General features: G+C 40.0%; 20 protein-coding genes. 18 read left to right on the forward strand and 2 right to left on the reverse strand.

Annotation, left to right across the window (positions count from 1 at the left end):
* Positions 1-444 (reverse strand): PaaI family thioesterase, encoded by a 444-nt coding sequence (locus R0J88_RS13150; RefSeq protein ID WP_039038356.1) that lies wholly within the window; start codon positions 442-444, stop codon positions 1-3.
* Positions 445-620: 176 nt separating this feature from the next.
* Between R0J88_RS13150 and lexA the strand changes: the two genes are divergently transcribed.
* The 5 genes from lexA to R0J88_RS13175 all read left to right on the forward strand — a co-directional run bounded on the left by lexA (position 621) and on the right by R0J88_RS13175 (position 5830).
* Positions 621-1238, forward strand: coding sequence for a transcriptional repressor LexA (gene lexA / locus R0J88_RS13155; protein ID WP_006793773.1), 618 nt, complete (start codon positions 621-623; stop codon positions 1236-1238).
* Positions 1239-1654: 416 nt separating this feature from the next.
* The gene (coxB, locus tag R0J88_RS13160) at positions 1655-2797 is read left to right on the forward strand and encodes a cytochrome c oxidase subunit II (RefSeq protein WP_006793774.1); all 1143 of its coding nucleotides are present in this window, start codon (positions 1655-1657) and stop codon (positions 2795-2797) included.
* Positions 2797-4389: a cytochrome c oxidase subunit I gene (gene ctaD / locus R0J88_RS13165; RefSeq protein ID WP_006793775.1), complete on the forward strand. Its 1593-nt coding sequence runs from the start codon at positions 2797-2799 to the stop codon at positions 4387-4389. The genes coxB and ctaD overlap by 1 nt, the downstream gene beginning before the upstream one ends.
* Positions 4389-4919 carry a cytochrome c oxidase assembly protein gene (locus R0J88_RS13170; protein ID WP_010557765.1) on the forward strand — a complete coding sequence of 177 codons (531 nt, stop codon included), beginning with the start codon at positions 4389-4391 and terminating at the stop codon, positions 4917-4919. The genes ctaD and R0J88_RS13170 overlap by 1 nt, the downstream gene beginning before the upstream one ends.
* Positions 4920-4954: 35 nt before the next feature.
* Positions 4955-5830, forward strand: coding sequence for a cytochrome c oxidase subunit 3 (locus R0J88_RS13175; RefSeq protein ID WP_006793777.1), 876 nt, complete (start codon positions 4955-4957; stop codon positions 5828-5830).
* Here the strand turns inward: R0J88_RS13175 and R0J88_RS13180 are convergent.
* Complete coding sequence (locus R0J88_RS13180; RefSeq protein ID WP_338109295.1) at positions 5730-6041, reverse strand: DUF2909 domain-containing protein; 312 nt, start codon at positions 6039-6041, stop codon at positions 5730-5732. The two genes, R0J88_RS13175 and R0J88_RS13180, sit on opposite strands and share 101 nt — an antisense overlap.
* A 14-nt stretch (positions 6042-6055) precedes the next feature.
* Between R0J88_RS13180 and R0J88_RS13185 the strand changes: the two genes are divergently transcribed.
* The 13 genes from R0J88_RS13185 to R0J88_RS13245 all read left to right on the forward strand — a co-directional run bounded on the left by R0J88_RS13185 (position 6056) and on the right by R0J88_RS13245 (position 18520).
* Complete coding sequence (locus R0J88_RS13185) at positions 6056-6796, forward strand: SURF1 family protein (RefSeq protein WP_033025338.1); 741 nt, start codon at positions 6056-6058, stop codon at positions 6794-6796.
* The gene (locus R0J88_RS13190; protein ID WP_006793780.1) at positions 6786-7280 is read left to right on the forward strand and encodes a hypothetical protein; all 495 of its coding nucleotides are present in this window, start codon (positions 6786-6788) and stop codon (positions 7278-7280) included. Before R0J88_RS13185 ends, R0J88_RS13190 begins: the two co-directional genes overlap by 11 nt.
* A gap of 22 nt (positions 7281-7302) precedes the next feature.
* Positions 7303-8292 (forward strand): COX15/CtaA family protein, encoded by a 990-nt coding sequence (locus tag R0J88_RS13195; protein WP_010557761.1) that lies wholly within the window; start codon positions 7303-7305, stop codon positions 8290-8292.
* 12 nt (positions 8293-8304) lie between these two features.
* The gene (cyoE, locus tag R0J88_RS13200) at positions 8305-9234 is read left to right on the forward strand and encodes a heme o synthase (RefSeq protein WP_006793782.1); all 930 of its coding nucleotides are present in this window, start codon (positions 8305-8307) and stop codon (positions 9232-9234) included.
* Complete coding sequence (locus R0J88_RS13205; RefSeq protein ID WP_410900134.1) at positions 9231-9842, forward strand: SCO family protein; 612 nt, start codon at positions 9231-9233, stop codon at positions 9840-9842. The genes cyoE and R0J88_RS13205 overlap by 4 nt, the downstream gene beginning before the upstream one ends.
* 174 nt (positions 9843-10016) lie before the next feature.
* Complete coding sequence (locus R0J88_RS13210; RefSeq protein ID WP_410900135.1) at positions 10017-10289, forward strand: STAS domain-containing protein; 273 nt, start codon at positions 10017-10019, stop codon at positions 10287-10289.
* 8 nt (positions 10290-10297) lie between these two features.
* Positions 10298-10660 (forward strand): response regulator, encoded by a 363-nt coding sequence (locus tag R0J88_RS13215; RefSeq protein WP_006793785.1) that lies wholly within the window; start codon positions 10298-10300, stop codon positions 10658-10660.
* A gap of 14 nt (positions 10661-10674) precedes the next feature.
* Entirely contained in the window at positions 10675-12762 is a 2088-nt protein-coding gene (locus R0J88_RS13220) for a chemotaxis protein CheA (RefSeq protein WP_410900136.1), read from the forward strand.
* Complete coding sequence (locus R0J88_RS13225) at positions 12759-13223, forward strand: chemotaxis protein CheW (RefSeq protein ID WP_006793787.1); 465 nt, start codon at positions 12759-12761, stop codon at positions 13221-13223. Before R0J88_RS13220 ends, R0J88_RS13225 begins: the two co-directional genes overlap by 4 nt.
* 50 nt (positions 13224-13273) lie before the next feature.
* Complete coding sequence (locus tag R0J88_RS13230; protein ID WP_410900137.1) at positions 13274-15973, forward strand: methyl-accepting chemotaxis protein; 2700 nt, start codon at positions 13274-13276, stop codon at positions 15971-15973.
* Positions 15974-16045: 72 nt separating this feature from the next.
* Positions 16046-16870 (forward strand): CheR family methyltransferase, encoded by an 825-nt coding sequence (locus R0J88_RS13235; protein ID WP_410900138.1) that lies wholly within the window; start codon positions 16046-16048, stop codon positions 16868-16870.
* Positions 16860-17477: a chemoreceptor glutamine deamidase CheD gene (gene cheD, locus R0J88_RS13240; RefSeq protein ID WP_006793790.1), complete on the forward strand. Its 618-nt coding sequence runs from the start codon at positions 16860-16862 to the stop codon at positions 17475-17477. The genes R0J88_RS13235 and cheD overlap by 11 nt, the downstream gene beginning before the upstream one ends.
* Before the next feature lie 8 nt (positions 17478-17485).
* A complete protein-coding gene (locus tag R0J88_RS13245) occupies positions 17486-18520 on the forward strand; it encodes a protein-glutamate methylesterase/protein-glutamine glutaminase (RefSeq protein WP_410900139.1) in 1035 nt (344 codons plus the stop codon).
* Positions 18521-18528: the final 8 nt, after the last annotated feature.

Here is an 18528-nt window from a genome sequence, read left to right on the forward strand (position 1 = left end):
TTACGTCTTTCGCTCAACAACGGCTGCGGTCATTTTTGATACGCAGCATAGCTCGTTGCGGCTGTTTGTAATTTTTATTTCCCAAACAGAGCTTCGTTTTCCAATATGAAATGCGCGTGCTGTTGCCGTTAATGTACCATTGCGAGAAGCCTTTAAATGGCTTGCACTTATTTCTTGCCCAACACAGTAAAACTTTGTGAAATCAACCACAAAATTAGCAGCATAGCTAGCTACGGTTTCGGCGAGTACAACGTTTGCGCCGCCATGAACCATGCCAATAGGGTTATGGTGTGCAGGGATTGCAGGCATAGTTGCTACTAGATAATCGTCGCCTATCTCTGTTATTTCGATTCCCATGGTTTTCATTAGCGTCCCTTGGCCATTAATGCCTTCGTCCAATTGTTTACACAATGCTAATGTAATGGGTTGATGCCAAATACTCATATAGACTCCTTTAAATTTAATGTAGCAAGTTACTATTTTTATAGGCTATTTTAGAAAGCCCCTAAAATGTACACGTAAGCAAGTAATTTGGCTATTTGAACGAATAATTTAAATTTGCGATTTTTATTTAACTGTATATACTCACAGTTAAATGTACTGTATGGAAAACCAGTTGTATGCGCCCATTAACTAAACGCCAAGCTCAAATACTCGAATTAATTAAAGTGTTTATTAAAGACACTGGTATGCCGCCTACACGTGCCGAAATAGCACAAACGTTAGGGTTTAAAAGTGCAAATGCCGCTGAGGAACATTTAAAAGCCCTTGCCAAAAAAGGGGTGATTAAAATGAAACCTGGCGCAAGCCGTGGAATTCAACTTGTTGAAGAAGAGGAGCCAGAACAATTAGGTTTACCGCTTATTGGCCGAGTTGCGGCAGGTTCCCCTATTTTGGCGCAAGAACATGTTGAAAGCCACTGTAAAATTGACCCATTAATGTTTAAACCAGCTGCCGACTTTTTACTGCGCGTAAACGGTATGAGTATGAAAGATATAGGCATTATGGATGGCGATTTACTTGCTGTGCATAAAACACAAGTGGCTGAAAATGGTCAAGTTGTGGTTGCCCGTGTTGATGACGATGTAACCGTAAAGCGCATTGAAAAGGCGGGTCGCCAGGTGTTGCTTCATGCTGAAAATGACGAGTTTGCACCAATTAAGGTCGATCTTGAAACTGAGTCGTTCAACATTGAAGGCTTGGCAGTGGGTGTAATTCGTAACGCGGACTGGATGTAGTTCTTTCTTATTTTATAAATTGCGCACTATTTTGGTGCGTATTTTTATTTTTTTAAATTTATTTGTTTTTTATTGACACTCTTTCATTTCATCCTTAGCCCTTACTACCTCTCGATTTTAGCTACTTTTTTCTACGCTAAACTAAATCAACGCTCTACTTTTTACATATTTATTGTTTGTTTTTAATACAAAAAACTTGCATGCTGGTTAAATATTAACTAATTGTTAATGAACTGACGCTGGCAATACTCATCGCTTTTAAGCTTTGAGCACACACAATAAATTTGTTGCTAGCGCAGTGAATGCCAATTTTTATAAATAAAACGGCATTAATAAAAAAATAAAAATAACGAATTGGCGTTTAAGCCGTATGCCTCTTCGCTTTGCACTAGCAACAGCATCAAAGGAGTCGTCACATGGGTAAACTTAGTTGTACCTTGTGGCTTATATTGTGTGTTTTTCCGCAGTTAGCCTTGGCAAATAGCCAATTTAATATGCGTAAAGGCGTTACAGATATAAGTGAAAATGTTTACGAATTACACATGACCATATTTTTTATATGTTGTGTGATTGGGATAATAGTGTTTGCCATTATGCTTTGGGCACTCATTCATCATCGCAAATCTAAAGGAGCGGTTCCCGCTCAATTCCATGAAAGTACCAAAGTAGAAATTCTTTGGACCGCCATTCCATTTGTTATTTTAATTGCTATGGCAGTGCCTGCTACAAAAACGTTAATAGCGATGGAAGATGCCAGTAAAGCCGACTTAACAATTAAAGTTACAGGTTCACAGTGGAAATGGCATTATGAATACATGGGAGAAGATGTAGAGTTTTACTCAATGCTTGCAACTCCTCAGGATGAAATAACTAATTTAGCTGATAAAAACCCAAATTATTTACTTGAGGTAGACAAACCCCTCGTACTACCAATTAATCAAAAAATTCGTTTTTTAATGACCTCAGATGATGTTATCCACTCTTGGTGGGTACCAGACTTTGCCGTTAAAAAAGACGCCAATCCAGGCTTTATTAACGAAACATGGACCAACATAAACGAAGAAGGTATTTACCGAGGTCAGTGTGCTGAGCTGTGCGGTAAAGATCACGGGTTTATGCCCGTTGTGGTAGAGGCCAAATCTGAGGCTGACTTTAAAGTATGGTTGGCCGATGCTAAACAAGCTAAGCAACAAGCAGCTTTAGCTGATGCAGCTTTACTTGATCAAACATTACCTAAAGAAGAGCTAATGGAGCTGGGTGCTCAAGTATACATGGCAAGTTGTGCAGCATGTCATCAACCTACGGGGTTAGGGCTACCGGGCGTATTTCCGGCTCTTAAAGGCAGCCCAATTGTACTTGGCGATATAAAAGGTCATATAGACATACTTATTCATGGGAGCCCAGGCACGGCAATGCAATCATTTGCCAAGCAGTTATCTATAAAACAATTGGCTGCGGTTATTACTTACAAGCGAAATGCATGGGGTAACGATACCGGTGATGTTATTCAGCCTAGTGAGATTCAAGCAGCACTTGATGCCGACGTGGAGGCTAACTAATGAGTAGCATAGCAGAACAACCAAACGCCAATGAAGCGCATCATGCTCATCATCCAGCTAAAGGCTTTAAGCGCTGGCTTTATACAACAAATCATAAAGATATTGGCAGTTTATATTTAATATTTTCGTTGACCATGTTTTTAATTGGTGGCGCCATGGCTATGGTGATCAGGGCCGAATTATTTCAGCCAGGGTTGCAGTTGGTCGATCCCCACTTTTTTAATCAAATGACTACAGTTCACGGTTTAATAATGGTGTTTGGCGCCGTTATGCCTGCCTTTACGGGATTAGCCAATTGGATGATACCGTTAATGATAGGTGCGCCAGATATGGCATTACCTAGAATGAATAACTGGAGCTTTTGGATTTTACCTTTCGCATTCTTAATTTTGCTTGCTTCTTTATTTATGCCTGGAGGAGGTCCTGCTTTTGGCTGGACCTTCTATGCTCCGCTTTCAACCACATACAGTAACGACAATACTGCCTTGTTTGTATTTGCGGTGCACATTATGGGTATTAGCTCAATTATGGGTGCTATTAATGTGGTTGTGACTATAGTTAATTTGCGTGCACCTGGGATGACGTGGATGAAACTCCCCCTGTTTGTATGGACATGGCTAATAACGGCATTTTTACTCATTGCTGTTATGCCCGTTTTGGCAGGGGCGGTGACCATGGTTTTAACCGATAAATATTTTGCGACTAGCTTTTTTGATGCTGCCGGCGGTGGCGATCCGGTGATGTTCCAGCATATATTTTGGTTTTTTGGTCACCCCGAAGTTTACATCATGATTTTGCCAGCCTTTGGTATCATTTCAACCATAGTGCCCACTTTCTCGCGTAAAAAGCTATTTGGCTATGCATCTATGGTTTATGCCACGTCATCTATAGCATTGCTAAGCTTTATTGTGTGGGCGCATCACATGTTTACCACCGGTATGCCGGTAGCTGCAGAGCTATTTTTTATGTACTCCACAATGCTGATATCGGTACCTACCGGCGTGAAAGTATTTAATTGGGTAGCCACCATGTGGCGCGGTTCTATTAGCTTTGAAGTCCCTATGATGTTCAGTATTGCTTTTATAGTGCTGTTCACATTAGGTGGTTTTTCAGGGTTGATGCTTGCTATTACTCCCGCTGATTTTCAATACCACGACACTTATTTTGTAGTGGCTCATTTTCATTATGTGTTAGTGACAGGGGCGGTATTTTCAATCATGGCCGGTGCTTATTACTGGCTGCCAAAATGGACTGGCAATATGTTTAATATCACGCTGGCTAAGTGGCATTTTTGGTTGTCGTTAGTCAGTGTAAATGTGCTGTTTTTTCCAATGCATTTTGTGGGTTTGGCTGGTATGCCTCGTCGTATTCCTGATTATGCACTGCAATTTGCAGACTTTAACGCAATTATAAGTATTGGTGGTTTTGCATTTGGTTTATCTCAGCTGTTGTTTGTAGTGGTTGTTTTTAAATGTGCAAGAGGCGGCGAAAAAGTCCCTGCAAAAGTATGGGATGGCGCTGAAGGGTTAGAGTGGGAAGTTGAATCCCCTGCGCCTTACCATACCTTTTCAACACCACCGGAAATTAAATAATGACCCACGCACCGCTCCTTAAACGCTTGATTATTATCAGCATAGGTATGTTTGCGTTTGCGTTTGCCTTAGTGCCGTTATACGACGTGTTTTGTGACTTAACCGGGCTAAATGGTAAGCCATCGTTAGAGCAAGCGCAGCAAAGTAGCGTGATTGAGCAAACAAGGGACGTTAGCGTGAGTTTTACAACTCATGCACAAAGCGGTGCACCTTTTGAGGTGAAATCAAAAGAGTACAGTGTGGTTGTGAAACCCGGAGAAATGCGAGAAGTCGTTTTTAGCGCAAAAAATAGTAGTGAACTCGATAAAGTTATGCAGGCAGTACCGTCTGTTTCACCAGGCAAAGCGGCAAAATATTTACACAAAATGGCCTGCTTTTGCTTTGATCAACAACCCCTAAAAGCGGGGGAAGAGCTCGAATTTAAATTGCTTTTTTATGTTGATACAGCGCTTCCAAGTGATGTTGAAGAGCTAACTTTGTCTTACACCGTATTTGATATTAGTGAGCAACTAGTTGCCAGTAATAACTAGCAACAAACACTAGTGCGAAACTAGGAGCAAGTAAAATGAATCAAGAACATGAGCATTATTACGTACCAGAGCAAAGCCCGTGGCCCATTGTAGGGGCGGTTGCGTTGTTTTTTATCGCCGTAGGCGCAGGCTTAACAGTTATGGAAGTTGGCAAGGAAGGGGGGAGCGGTGTTTATTTACTTTATGCCGGTATAGCCGTTCTTTTATATATGTTATTTGGCTGGTTTAAAAATGTTATTCACGAGTCAGGTCAAGGGTTGTACTCAGCACAAATGGATCGTTCTTTTCGACAAGGCATGAGCTGGTTCATTTTTTCTGAGGTTATGTTTTTTATGGCCTTTTTTGGTGCGTTATTTTATGCACGTATGATTTCAGTGCCTTGGTTGGGGGGCGCGGGTAACAATGCTATGACTAATGAAGTGTTGTGGCCTACTTTTGAAGCTATGTGGCCTTTGGTTGTTACACCCTCCGGTGACACAACCCAAGCTATGGGGTGGCAAGGCCTACCATTGATCAATACGTTAATTTTAATCGCTTCATCGGTCACGTTACATTTTGCCCATGTTGCAATGGAAAACAACAAACGTAAACCACTGAAAGTATTTTTAGGACTTACGGTGTTATTGGGCGTGTGCTTTTTAGCATTGCAGGTAGAGGAATACGTTCATGCATATAATGACTTAAATCTAACATTAGATGCCGGTGTGTACGGTAATACATTCTTTTTGCTTACAGGCTTTCATGGCATGCATGTCACACTCGGAGCCATACTTTTATTTGTCATTTTAATACGAATATTAAAAGGTCATTTTACCAAAGAAAAGCACTTTGCGTTTCAAGCTGCTGCTTGGTATTGGCATTTTGTTGATGTGGTATGGCTGTGTTTATTTGTGTTTGTATATGTGCTGTAACGTTTATGGGCGAGCTATTTGCCTTTATATAACCGAGCTTAACTGCTGCGATTGTGACCAATAATACAACAACCGAAAACAACACTCGGCGTCCTAAAAAGTGAGACATAGGTCGCCCGTTTGTTTTTCCAGACACCATAATAAATAGCGCTCTAAATAAGTTAAAAAGTATAAACATTAACAACAGTACAATAATAATTTTAATAATCACTGAGTTGACCCTTTATGCAAGTAGTTTTAAGGCACAAACAAAAGCTTAGTTCAATAATCACAATTTGTATGGTTGTGGTTGTCGTACTGGTATGTGTGCGCCTAGGTTTTTGGCAATTAGAACGAGGTGAAAAAAAACAGCAACAGCTCACTGCTATTGCTCAAATACAAACTCATGGTGTTATGAGTTGGTCGCAGTTGCTAAATTTACCAAAGCAGTGGAATAAAACCGGTGTACTAGTCGAGCTTAAAGGGACACTTTTAAGCGAACATTACTGGTTGTTAGATAATCAAGTATATAACGGACAAGTGGGTTACGACCTACTCGCCCTGTTAAAACCAAATAATGATATGCGTGCAGTATTGGTTAATTTAGGTTGGGTGAGAGCCCCGCTATCACGGGATATTTTACCTGCAGTAGTTATGCCCCAAGGTGAGTTTACGGTCAAAGCACAAATTAAAGAGAATAACCTCAGTAGTTTTACCCTAGAAGATAAGACCTCGAGTGGTGATTTGCCCAAACGCATTCAATCAATCGACTTAAGCTTTATACAATCACACACTAATTTCCCATTGGTTAACTTTATGGCTTACCGCCAAGGTGAGGGTGATGAAATTGCGATACCGCATTACGAAGCGGTTGTAATGAGCCCACAAAAACATAACGCCTATGCGGTGCAGTGGTTTTTAATCGCCTTTGCATGTGTTGTTGTAGCCATTTTTGCGAGTAAAAAAAGGAATAAAAATGAAAAATAAACCCCTTTTATTGTTTGTAACCTGTTGTGCTATCCCTTTGTTTTTAGCCTATAGCGCGCTCAAATTCGATTGGTTACCTAGTGCGGTTACAAATCACGGTGAATTTCTAAATGAAGAGATAAAACTAGAAAACTGGCAACAAAATAATCCTAAACAATGGACTATAGCGCTTAATTATTCGAGTGAGTGCAGTGCGTCATGTAACGAGCAACTTGAGGCGCTTAATAATTTGTATATAGCGCTTGGTAAAAATCAAGGAAAGGTAGATATGGCTGTTATGGGAAGTCCTTCACAAGCTGACTTACCATGGAAAAAAATGGCCCAGCAAGCAAGCTTGACCCCCGCAAGTTTGTATTTAATTGATCATATGGGGCTTGTGGTACTTGAGTACCCATACAAAGCAAAGCCTCAAGAAAACCGCTTAGTTCAAAAAGGGCTATTAAAGGATTTAAAAAAACTACTTAATTATTCTCGTTCAAGCTAATCCGTTTAGTGTGAGGTTAAAGATGTACAAAAATTATAAGAATTGGGTTTTATTGACCGGACTTTTTGCTTTAGTTGTTGTTGCACTGGGTGCATACACTCGTTTGAGTGATGCAGGGCTGGGTTGCCCAGATTGGCCCGGGTGTTATGGCTTTTTAACGGTTCCTAAACATGAAGCTGATATTGCTTTAGCAACACAAAGCTACCCTGATATGGTGTTTGAAAAAGCAAAAGCCTGGAAAGAAATGATTCATAGGTATTTTGCGGGCACCTTAGGATTGATGATTTTAGCGCTGTTTATTGTTGCTTTTTTAAAGCGTCAATTTCCAACTACACCATTAAAGCTCACATCTTTATTGCTATTACTTGTTGTGTTTCAAGCTGCCTTAGGTATGTGGACTGTCACTATGAATCTGCAACCACTTATTGTGATGGGGCATTTATTGGGTGGTTTTAGTATTTTATCGCTAATTACATTGCTGTATTTAAGGTTAACAGCAAAACCCATTATGGGCGGAGATGCGGGGGCTAAGAGGTATTATGGAATAAGTTTGATTGCTCTTTTTGTGCTGATTTTACAAATAGCGCTTGGCGGCTGGCTTGCGGCTAATTACGCAGCACCACACTGTAATGGTTTACCTTTGTGTGATTACGCTCAGCCTTTTTCACTGAGGAGTGTTTTTCAGTTACCGCTTGAGCACAGCAACTACGAGTTTGGTGTGCTTTCACAACAAGCAAGAATGTCTATTCACTTATTACACCGTATTTGGGCATTAGTAACCTGCATAGTTTTGGCGCTTATTATGTGGAAAATTTACAGTCACGCTTACTCTCAAAAAATTAAAAGCTGCGTAATAGCAGTATTGGTTACTTTATTTTGCCAAATTAGCTTAGGACTCATTTTGGTACATTGGCACTTTCCGTTGGGTGTAGCACTGGCGCATAACCTAATGGCTGCCATACTGTTATTAAGTATGGTTAGGTTGTGTTATTACCTGAAATCACGCACATAAAGGAGAAATATAATGGCACTAACAATAAACAAAAAAACAATACAGCCTGCACATACTCAATCACTTAGCTTGCGTGCTTACGATCTATTACAAGATTACTTAGCCATCAGTAAATTTAAAGTGGTGGCGATGTTGGTTTTAACAGCCTGGGTTGGATTAGCATTAGCTCCGGATGTTGGACGTGGGATAGGCGTTCAGATGATTAGTCTATTAGGAATAGGGCTGTTATCTGCTGCCGCTGCCGTTATTAACCATGTAGTAGATAGCGAAATAGACTCTAAAATGGCAAGAACGCGTCATCGCCCTGTTGCTAAAGGGCGTTTAAGTAAAACTCATGCATTAACGTTTGCAGCAAGCATTGGTATCGCTGGTTTTATCATGCTTATGGTGTGGGCTAATACGCTTACAGCAATATTAACGTTATTTGCATTAGTGGGTTATGCCTTTATTTATACGTCATTTTTAAAACGTGCAACACCTCAAAATATTGTAATAGGCGGACTTGCTGGAGCGATGCCGCCATTGCTTGGTTGGGTATCTGAAACAAACCAAATGGCGGCAGCGCCGTGGTTGCTTGTTATGATTATATTTACCTGGACTCCTCCTCATTTTTGGGCTTTAGCCATTGCTCGAAAAAGTGATTACGAGCGTGCAAAAATTCCAATGCTGCCGGTTACCCACGGTATCGACTTTTGTAAAACATGTGTAGTTGCGTACTCAGTTTTATTGGCCTTAGTGTGTGTGATGCCATACTTAATTGGTATGTCAGGAGGTATTTACTTAGTGGGTGCTTGTGCGCTAAATAGTGTGTTTATGTACAAAGCCATTAAGTTAAAATTTGCAGCTAATAACGACAAGGCTATGGATTTATTTCGTTTTTCGATAGTGCATTTAATGGTACTCTTCGTGATCTTATTTATAGATAAATGGCTTCCTTTATGAAACGGTTATGGCTTTTAGTAATTGTTGTTTTAAGTTTATTTTTATCAGCGTGCTCAAGTGAAAACGATCCTCAAAATTTAAATGCACTTGTTTATGAAAACGCTAAATCACTTTCGGATTTTACGTTAAAAAATCAGCACGGCGAACCAGTGACAAAAGCGCAATTTAAAGGGCAATGGAATTTAGTGTTTTTAGGATACACAAGCTGTCCCGATATATGCCCGTTAACATTGGCTAAGTTAAACGCAGTTTATAAAGAGCTGGAAGCTGATTACCCATTACAAATATGGTTTGTGTCGGTCGATCCAAACAGAGATACAGCAGAAAAACGAAAACAATATATAGATTACTTTAACCCCAGTTTTTTGGCTGTTTCAGGGGAGCACAAAGATCTTTTTCCAGTAGTAAGAGAGCTTGGCCTCATTTACGCAATTAGTGATACAACAAAAGCTGATTATGCGGTTGATCATAGCGCATCAGTTGCGTTGGTTGATGATACAGGAGCGCTAAGAGCTATTTTCAAACCTGAGTTTAAGCAAGGCAGTGTGCCGCTTATTAATTCAACTCAATTAACGCAAGAGTTTAAAGTTATTGCAAACTACTACTAAAAACTGACTTTTTAAATTTTCACGTATTTTAAGGGGGCTTTAGGCTCCCTTTTTTGTTTTTTCATTCCTGTTTATAAATTTATTAAATTTTTTTTTGACCCTTTTATGGCAATTTTAACAACTAGAGCTAAGCTTTTGTTATGAATTGAAATGAAAGGGATTACACAATTTTAAATGTTGAAACTTCCAAGCGAACTTGTGATTACCCAAGTTGAAACGCTCCACCAAGACTTACTACAAGAACTCAATAGCAACGACGATATCAGTCTTGATATTAGCGATGTAGTGTCTGCAGATACTGCATCTATTCAGCTGTTATGTGCGCTTCAAAAACACTTGCTTACCATCCAACACAAAATTATATGGGTCGGCAGTAGTGCAGCATTAGCACATACCATTAATCAGCTTGGCTTAGGGCATTATTTAACAATCGAAAGAAATAGTTAGAGGTTTATATGAAAAAAATCTTAGCAGTTGATGATTCAGCATCAATGCGTCAGATGGTGAGCTTTACCTTAAAAACCGCAGGCTTTGATGTAACAGAGGCCAAAGACGGCAGTGAGGCATTGGCTATTGCTAAGCAGCAAGGTTTTGATGCGGTTATTTCAGATGTAAACATGCCCATTATGGATGGTATTACATTAATTCGAGAGCTACGTACATTACCCGATTATAAATTTACGCCACTACTTATGCTAACAACCGAGTCGGGCTTAGAAAAAAAGGTAGAAGGTAAAGCGGCTGGTGCAACAGGCTGGATAGTAAAGCCATTTAATCCTGAGCAGTTACTAGCGGTGATTAAAAAGGTTATTCGTTAGTCAAGGAGCGCAAAGTGAGTATAGATTTAAGTCAATTTTTTGAAGTTTTCTTTGAAGAGAGTTTTGAAGGCCTCGATACCATGGAAGCTGAGCTTTTAAACTTGGTACCCGGTGAGGAAGACTTAGAAACTATTAACACTATTTTTAGAGCCGCTCATTCAATAAAAGGGGGAAGTGGGACATTTGGTTTTTCATCGGTGTCTGATTTTACTCATGTACTTGAAACCTTACTGGACCAAATTCGTCAAGGCGAGCGCACCCTGACAACCGAGCACGTTAATTTATTACTTAAAGCGGTTGATTGCCTTCGTTCGTTACTGGCTGGATTGCAGGCAGAGCAAGAGCCCGACTTAACTGAAGCCGATACACTACGAGCACAATTTGAAGAAGTGCTAGGAATAAATAGCACAACGCAAGAGTCCAACATTCAAACGTCTGATAACCAGTCTGATAGCGATACATACCAAATAGACTTTAAGCCTCATCATCACTTATTTAAAACAGGTAATGAACCACTCATTATGATTAGTGAGCTTGAGCAGTTAGGCGAGTTAGATACCACCGTTTTTTATGATGAAGTCCCTGAAATAACCAATTTGAGTAGTGATGAGTGCTTTTTACATTGGCGTTTTTTCTTAAATACCAGCCATGGTGAAAGCGCAATTAAAGAGGTGTTCGAATGGGTTGAAGATGATGCTGATATTACCATTGAATTGTGTGGCGGCCTGTTTACTGATGAGTTACCCACTCCTGAAAATGACAGCAGTACAGTAGCTCAAGAGCCATTAATCCAAGAACCAGTGCCGAAGCAGGCGGAACAAGCTAAGCCTATAAAGCCAACTTCTGCTAATACTAATAAAAAATCAACAACACCCGAGTCGACTTCTATTCGCGTTGGGATTGATAAAGTTGACTCATTAATAAACATGGTGGGTGAGCTTGTTATTACCCAAGCCATGCTTAATCAACTTAGCGAGCAAGACATTACGCCAGCAACAATTACGGCATTGCAAGAAGGTTTAGCGCAACTTGCGCACAACACTCGCGATTTACAAGAAAACGTAATGCGTATCCGCATGTTGCCAATTAATTTTGTATTTAGCCGTTTCCCACGTTTGGTGCGCGACATTGCGCAAAAGCTAAATAAACAGGTTGAATTGAAGCTGATAGGCGAGCAAACCGAATTAGACAAAACCGTGATGGAGAAAATTTCTGATCCTATGGTTCATCTGGTTAGAAACTCATTAGATCATGGCCTAGAAACGGTTGAGAAAAGACTGCAAGCCGGAAAAGATCCAGTAGGAACGGTCACTTTAAATGCATTTCACCAAGGCGGAAATATTGTTATTGAAATAATGGATGATGGGCAAGGGCTAAACACTAAAAAAATTCAAGAAAAAGCCATTGCTAATGGACTGATCTCTGCCGACAACCACCTTAGCAATGAGGAAATAAACGAGCTTATATTTATGCCTGGTTTTTCCACTATGGATGAAGTGAGTGACTTATCTGGCCGTGGTGTTGGTATGGATGTAGTTAAGCGTAATATTCAGTCATTAAATGGCTCTGTAGAGGTTGCATCCGCGCCAGGTGTAGGATCAACGTTTACAATTAGATTACCACTTACACTGGCTATTTTAGATGGCCAACTAGTTAAAGTGGCCCAGCATACCTATATTATTCCGCTTATTTCTATTGTTGAATCGCTGCAAATTGATATTGCCAAAGTAAGCCGTGTAGGCAAAAACCTAGACGTGCTTAGATTGCGTGATGAATACATTCCAATTTTAAGGCTCTACGATATTTTTAATCATGATAATGCCATTGAGTCTCTTGATAAAACCCTGCTTGTTGTTGTAGAAACCGACAACCAAAAAGTGGGTTTATTGGTAGATGACCTCCTATCGCAACAACAGGTTGTAATTAAAAGTTTAGAGGCAAATTACCAAAAAGTAGATGGTATATCCGGTGCGACTATTTTGGGCGATGGACGGGTTTCATTGATAGTTGATATAAGTGGGTTGATAAAGCTTTCAGGTTTAAAAAAGCCGGGCAGCCAAGAGTTAAGTATTGAGTCGCAAGCTGCTTTGGAGGCGTTATGATTTCTGAGCTAAATCTGCAGCAGCAAAAGGGCGTGAAACAGTTTTTAACATTCATTATGGCTGATGAAGAGTACGGCGTAGATATTTTAACTGTGCAAGAAATTCGTAGTTGGGAAGAGATAACCGTTTTACCCAACGCTCCCGAATTTGTAAAAGGCGTTATAAATTTGCGTGGCACTATAGTGCCGATTATTGATTTAAGGCTGCGATTTGGTTTGCCCAGTATAGAGTACGGGCCGCTTACAGTGGTAATTGTAGTAAAAATAGAGTTTGAGCACGACAGTAAAATTATTGGTATTACCGTTGATGCCGTTTCTGAGGTTTACAGTATTTCAGAGCAAGATGCCAAAGCGGTACCAAGTATTTCAGAGACAAATAACGACGATTATGTGGCAGGGTTAGTTAACGTGGGTGAAAAAATGGTGGCGTTAATCGACTTGCAAAAAACAATGAATATTTAGAGTCAGTATTTGCTAAATAAAGTAAAAATAACTTAAAGGTGGTGATGAGCATGGGATGGTTTAGTAATCCAAAACAGTCTGAATCAAATAATGATTTAATTGTAAGCGCATTAAATAAGTCATTAGCTGTGATTGAGTTTGAGCCAAGCGGTAAAATAATTACCGCTAATGCTAATTTTCTTCGCGTAATGGAATATCAACTAGAAGAGATTCAAGGCCAGCATCACTCTTTATTTGTTGATAATACCGAGGCCCAAGGGAGTGACTACACACATTTTTGGGTACGATTAAACAGCGGCGAGTTTATATCTCAAGAATTTAGGCGTTTTACCAAAAGTGGTAAGGAGGTTTGGATTCAGGCCACTTATAACCCAATTATAAACTCCCAGGGGCAAGTTATTAAGGTTGTAAAATTTGCGACGGATATAACACCACAAAAACTCGCTGCTGCAGAGGCAATAGGGCAAATTAATGCAATTAGTAAGTCTCAAGCAGTAATAGAATTTAATTTAGACGGCACTATTATTGATGCAAACGATAATTTTTTAAATACGTTGGGGTATCAGCTTAACGACATTATAGGGCAGCACCACAGATTATTTGTTACATCTGAACACGCAAATAGTGATGAATATAAAGCTTTTTGGACTAAGTTAGGGCGCGGTGAATTTGACTCGGGTGAATATTTAAGAATAGGTAAACAAGGTCAGGAAGTTTGGATTCAGGCCTCTTATAACCCAATCTATGATATGAATGGCAAGCCATTTAAAGTAATTAAATACGCATCCGATATAACAGCTCAAAAAGAGTTAGAAAAATCTTCGCGTAAAACTGCAGAGTTAGCCAGCGCCTTAAAAGTATGCCAAGCAAATGTAATGATTGCAGACCAAGACCTCAATATTGTATTTGTAAACGAGCGCGTGCAAGACATGTTAAAAGCGCGAGAAAAAGACCTAAAAACCGTATTACCACAATTTTCTGTTGATAATTTAATAGGTACTTGTGTTGATGATTTTCATAAGAAGCCGTCACACCAACGAGATTTATTAAAAAATTTAGATAAGCCTTATAAAGCAGAGCTGCGTTTAGCGGGGCTTATTTTTAAATTAATAGCGACGCCATGGTACAGCCAAGAAGGAAAGAAACTCGGTACCATTGTTGAGTGGGACGATATTACTGAAAAGGTTGCTAAAGCTGACGCAGAGCGTGCCATAGCACAAGAAAACCTTCGTGTGCGTCAAGCACTTGATACTGTCGCGACTAATACCATGATTGCAGATTCATCAAATGTCATTGTGTACATGAATAAAGCTGTTAGAAATATGATGCGTATTGCTGAAAATGACCTTCGAAAAGACTTACCTAATTTTGATAGCAAAAATCTACTTAATCAAAATATTGATGTATTTCATAAAAACCCAGCGCACCAACAAAACTTATTAGCAACGTTAAAAGATACTTACAGCACGCAAATAAAGGTTGGTGGACGCACATTTGGTTTGGTTGCAAACCCAATAATAACCCCAGAGCAAGAGAGAATTGGCACCGTTGTAGAGTGGGAAGATAGAACCGCAGAAGTTGCAATAGAAAGAGAAATAGCGCAATTAGTGAGTGCTGCAGGAGAGGGAGACCTTGATACGCGTGTAATGGAAGAGGGTAAAGAAGGGTTCTTTTTACGCTTGGCACAAGGGTTAAACAGTTTAGTTAAAATTGTTGACGATGCGGTCGCAGATACTGGCAATATGCTAGATGCCTTGGCAACAGGTGACTTATCTAAGCGAATTGAAAAAGAATACAAAGGCTCGTTTGATAAATTAAAACGCGACGCAAACACCACGGCAGATAAATTAACGGAGGTTATTAATCGTATAAGTTCATCAGCAACCCTAGTGGCCAGTGGCGCAGAAGAAATTTCTCAGGGGAACGCAGATTTAAGTCAGCGCACGGAAGAGCAAGCATCATCATTGGAAGAAACCGCCTCAAGTATGGAAGAAATGACAAGTACAGTACGTCAAAATGCAGACAATGCTAAAGTGGCTAATACACTCGCAGAAGAAACATGCGATAAAGCGATTCAAGGTGGTGAAGTGGTTAATCGTGCTGTGACGAGTATGTCGGCAATTAATGAATCGAGTAAAAAGATTGCTGACATCATTGGTGTGATTGACGAAATTGCATTTCAAACTAACTTGCTTGCACTTAATGCGGCCGTTGAAGCAGCTAGAGCGGGAGAACAAGGGCGTGGCTTTGCGGTTGTTGCAGGTGAAGTGCGTAATTTAGCTCAGCGCTCAGCAGGGGCCGCTAAAGAAATTAAAGAGCTGATAAGAGATAGTGTAGGTAAAGTAGCAGATGGCTCTCAGCTTGTTAATGAATCAGGTGCAACGCTTAAAGAAATTGTGGTGTCGGTACAAAAAGTGACGCAAATGATTTCAGATATTACAGAGGCATCTGAAGAGCAAAGTGCAGGTATAGAGCAAGTAAATAAAGCTATATCTCAAATGGATGAAATGACCCAGCAAAACGCAGCCTTAGTTGAAGAAGCATCGGCTGCAGGTGAATCAATGGCTGAGCAAGCAAATGAAATGCGCAGACTTCTTAATTTCTTTTCACTGGGTCAGCAAGACATGGCTATTATGTCGCCCACAATGAATACCCCAAGCTTAGCTCACAAATCACAAAGTAACGCAGTACAAAGCAAGCCAAGAGGCGATAATTTTATTGATTCGGCAGACGAGTGGGAAGAATTTTAATTATTTGATTACAGGCCTTATTGGAAAAGCGCTCAATAAGGCCACACTCACTACTATGTATGAGAGCTGCTAATGAAAGAGTTTCTGTGTACCGATCGCGATTTTAAAGACATTGCCAATTTAGTTTACAACGCTTGCGGTATTGTATTAGGCGATCATAAACGTGAAATGGTGTACTCACGTTTAGCTAGGCGGATAAGAGCGCTAAAATTAAACGACTTTAAAGCCTACTTAGCCTACTTAGATACGCATAAAGACCAAGAGTTTGATGCGTTTATAAATGCAATTACCACTAATTTAACGTCTTTTTTTCGTGAAGTTCATCATTTTGAATTTATTAAATCTGAGCTTATATCTAACTTAATAAAGGCGAACAAAGACACCAAGCGGGTCAGAATATGGTCTGCAGGCTGCTCAACAGGAGAAGAGCCCTACAGCTTAGCAATGACGCTCAATAATGCATTTCCAAGTAATTGGGATGTAAAGATTTTAGCCACCGATTTAGATTCTAACGTGTTAGAAAAAGCGCAAAAAGGTGTGTATACCGCGGCAAACGTAAATGGCTTAGATGCCACTCATCTAAAGCGTTGGTTTTTAAAAAGTAAAGATGGCGAACACTATAAAGTGAAAGACACGCTGCGTGAGCGTATTTCTTTTAAGCGCTTAAACCTATTGCAAGACTGGCCAATGAAAGGGCCGTTTGATCTTATTTTATGCCGCAACGTGGTTATTTATTTTGATAAAGAAACGAAAGATCATTTATTTAAACGCTATGCAAATATTCTAAGCGATCACGGTTACTTATTTTTAGGTCACTCAGAGAGTATGGGTAAAGAGCACTCAAATTATAAAAATTTAGGAAAAACTATGTATCAATTGAGAGCACATGCAGGCTGAATTTAGAAGTGTTTTACCCAGTTTTGAACACATTAAGCGTTACTGGGATTCAGGAAGAAATCATGTTGTTGCCAAAGTGCTTCCAGGAGAATTTTATGTATCTAAAAATAATGAATTGATTTCAACGGTACTTGGCTCATGTATTGCGGCCTGTGTTTACGATGAAGTGTTAGGTATTGGCGGGATGAATCATTTTATGCTGCCGATACAAAAAGGCGTAGAGCTTAAAAGTGCACACGGCTTAAACTGCCGTTATGGTAATTGGGCTATGGAATACCTAATTAATGAAGTATTAAAAAACGGTGCGTCTCGTCATAACTTAAAAATTAAGCTATTTGGTGGCGGAAAAATAATTAGTGCAATGACAGATATTGGGCTGGGTAATATTAGTTTTGCTACCGCCTATGTCAAAGAAGAAGCCTTAAATTTAGTGGCCCATGATATGGGCGGCCCGTGGCCTAGAAAAATATTTTTTCATCCACAAACGGGTAAAGTGTATATGAAAAAACTTAAAAAATTACATAACGATACCATTGAAAAGCGCGAAGTACGTTACTTGCAAAACCTTAAAAAGCAAGAAGTGGTATCGAATATAGAGTTGTTTTAGGAGTCGCTATGATAAATGTATTAATAATCGATGACTCCCCTTTAATTAGAGGGTTGCTTACAGAAATACTGCAACAAGCTAACGACATTAACGTAGTGGGCTGCGCAGAAGATCCATACCAAGCACGCGAAATGATTAAAAAACTTAATCCCGATGTACTTACCTTAGACGTAGAAATGCCAAAAATGGATGGGATTAGCTTTTTAAAAAACCTAATGCGCCTAAGGCCTATGCCCGTGGTTATGATTTCTACGCTTACGCAGAAGGGGTCGCCCATTACATTAGAGGCGTTAGAGCTAGGTGCTGTGGATTTTATTGCTAAGCCAACAAGTAACGTAAGAGCCCAGCTGAGTCATTATGCGTCACTGGTTCAACAAAAGGTAAGAATAGCCGCCGGTGCACGAATACGCAGCTTTAAAAAAGCGCCACCCGATACAAAACCTATAAGTTCAGAGACTGAATTTTTATTAAATAAAGTGATTGCAATTGGTGCATCTACCGGGGGGACCGAGGCAATAAAAGAAGTACTAATAAAAATGCCAGTTAATTGCCCTCCTATTGTAATTACTCAGCATATTCCTCCTGTATTTAGTGCTTCGTTTGCTGAGCGTATGGATAGAACATGCTTAATTAACGTCAAAGAGGCACAACATGGCGACAAGCTAAGCCCAGGTTGGGCTTATATTGCCCCCGGCGGGCTTCATTTAAGTGTAAAAAAGCGAGGAATTGCTTTGTATTGCCAGCTCGACGATGGTGAGCCTGTAAATAGGCATAAACCAGCCGTTGACGTACTATTTGATTCGCTTGTAGATTGTGGATCAAAAAATGTAGTGGCAACAATACTTACAGGGATGGGCGCTGATGGGGCTAAAGGACTGTTAGCACTTAAGCAAAGCGGTGCATACACGTTAGCGCAAGATGAATACTCATCAGTTGTGTGGGGAATGCCTAAAGCCGCCATTGATTTAAATGCAGCCAATGAAGTGGCTGCACTTGATAAAATGGCTGAGCGATTATTAAGCCAAGTAGTTAAACCTAACTAAATAAATAG

It is taken from the genome of Pseudoalteromonas sp. SIMBA_162, assembly GCF_046535955.1.
Lineage (GTDB): Bacteria > Pseudomonadota > Gammaproteobacteria > Enterobacterales > Alteromonadaceae > Pseudoalteromonas > Pseudoalteromonas marina.

Coding starts and splice junctions, on each gene's coding strand:
- R0J88_RS13150 (WP_039038356.1), bottom strand. CDS start 444: ATGAGTATTTGGCATCAACCCATTACATTAGCATTGTGTAAACAATTG.
- lexA (WP_006793773.1), top strand. CDS start 621: ATGCGCCCATTAACTAAACGCCAAGCTCAAATACTCGAATTAATTAAA.
- coxB (WP_006793774.1), top strand. CDS start 1,655: ATGGGTAAACTTAGTTGTACCTTGTGGCTTATATTGTGTGTTTTTCCG.
- ctaD (WP_006793775.1), top strand. CDS start 2,797: ATGAGTAGCATAGCAGAACAACCAAACGCCAATGAAGCGCATCATGCT.
- R0J88_RS13170 (WP_010557765.1), top strand. CDS start 4,389: ATGACCCACGCACCGCTCCTTAAACGCTTGATTATTATCAGCATAGGT.
- R0J88_RS13175 (WP_006793777.1), top strand. CDS start 4,955: ATGAATCAAGAACATGAGCATTATTACGTACCAGAGCAAAGCCCGTGG.
- R0J88_RS13185 (WP_033025338.1), top strand. CDS start 6,056: ATGCAAGTAGTTTTAAGGCACAAACAAAAGCTTAGTTCAATAATCACA.
- R0J88_RS13190 (WP_006793780.1), top strand. CDS start 6,786: ATGAAAAATAAACCCCTTTTATTGTTTGTAACCTGTTGTGCTATCCCT.
- R0J88_RS13195 (WP_010557761.1), top strand. CDS start 7,303: ATGTACAAAAATTATAAGAATTGGGTTTTATTGACCGGACTTTTTGCT.
- cyoE (WP_006793782.1), top strand. CDS start 8,305: ATGGCACTAACAATAAACAAAAAAACAATACAGCCTGCACATACTCAA.
- R0J88_RS13205 (WP_410900134.1), top strand. CDS start 9,231: ATGAAACGGTTATGGCTTTTAGTAATTGTTGTTTTAAGTTTATTTTTA.
- R0J88_RS13210 (WP_410900135.1), top strand. CDS start 10,017: ATGTTGAAACTTCCAAGCGAACTTGTGATTACCCAAGTTGAAACGCTC.
- R0J88_RS13215 (WP_006793785.1), top strand. CDS start 10,298: ATGAAAAAAATCTTAGCAGTTGATGATTCAGCATCAATGCGTCAGATG.
- R0J88_RS13225 (WP_006793787.1), top strand. CDS start 12,759: ATGATTTCTGAGCTAAATCTGCAGCAGCAAAAGGGCGTGAAACAGTTT.
- R0J88_RS13230 (WP_410900137.1), top strand. CDS start 13,274: ATGGGATGGTTTAGTAATCCAAAACAGTCTGAATCAAATAATGATTTA.
- R0J88_RS13235 (WP_410900138.1), top strand. CDS start 16,046: ATGAAAGAGTTTCTGTGTACCGATCGCGATTTTAAAGACATTGCCAAT.
- cheD (WP_006793790.1), top strand. CDS start 16,860: ATGCAGGCTGAATTTAGAAGTGTTTTACCCAGTTTTGAACACATTAAG.
- R0J88_RS13245 (WP_410900139.1), top strand. CDS start 17,486: ATGATAAATGTATTAATAATCGATGACTCCCCTTTAATTAGAGGGTTG.